Raw genomic sequence first — 949 nt, 5'->3', positions numbered from 1 at the left:
GAGGGGGCGGATCAGATTGACGCCGACGATGACATATACGAGGCGCACCATGTGTTTGACATCTGGTATCGCAATACGTCGGACATCGTGCCAATGGCGATCACCGGCGACATGCACAGCGTCAACAAGGCCAACTTCGCCATCCTGTACTGCTTCGGCCCGCGCTTCACCGCCATGGATAAACAACTGACGGAATTGTATTGCGCCGATGACCCTGGGCTGTACGAAAAATACTTGATCCGCCCGATCGCCCAGGTTGACCTGCCGGCGATCGTCGACGAAAACCAGAACATGAATCAAATTGTCGCCACACTCGGGCTGAAGGAGATGACCCAGGGCTCGCTGATCCGCAAGCTGTGCACCTACACCACGACGAACCCGACGCGGAGGGCAATCTTCGAATTCGACAAGCTCATCCGCAGCATCTACACGCTGCGCTACCTGCGTGATCCGCAGCTGGAGCGCAATGTCCACCGCTCGCAAAACCGCATTGAGTCCTACCACCAGCTGCGCTCGGCCATCGCCCAGGTCGGCGGAAAGAAGGAACTGACTGGGCGGACTGACATCGAAATCGAGATCAGCAACCAGTGCGCGCGTCTGGTCGCCAACGCGATCATCTTCTACAACTCGGCCATCCTGTCGCACCTGCTGACGAAATGCGAGGCCAGCGGCAACGCCAAGGCCGTGGCGTTGATCACCCGGATGTCGCCGGCGGCATGGCGCCACATCCTGCTGAATGGGCACTACACATTCCAGAGCGGCGGCAAGATGATCGACTTGGACGCGCTCCTGGCCGGGCTGGATTTGGGGTGACAAAATTTCCGGGGGTTCCGGCTTAGCCCCCCTAAAAGGAATGTTTTTGATGGTAAGTTGGCGGTTTCAAATACCAAGCGCAACACTGGGTTAATTAACAGTGTCAGTCGGATGTTGCAGCAAGGCTATGTGCTGA

The 949-nt window shown here is 57.5% G+C and carries 1 protein-coding gene; it reads left to right on the top strand.

The genetic code is table 11. The features are described from left to right. On the top strand, positions 1–813 hold an 813-nt coding region (locus ACP7BV_RS27315), incomplete at its 5' end, for a Tn3 family transposase (RefSeq protein ID WP_426108046.1). Between the last annotated feature and the right edge of the window lie 136 nt (positions 814–949).

It is taken from the genome of Massilia sp. TSP1-1-2, assembly GCF_049896185.1.
GTDB lineage: Bacteria > Pseudomonadota > Gammaproteobacteria > Burkholderiales > Burkholderiaceae_D > Telluria_A.
This window is presented reverse-complemented; position numbering and strand designations above follow the sequence as displayed.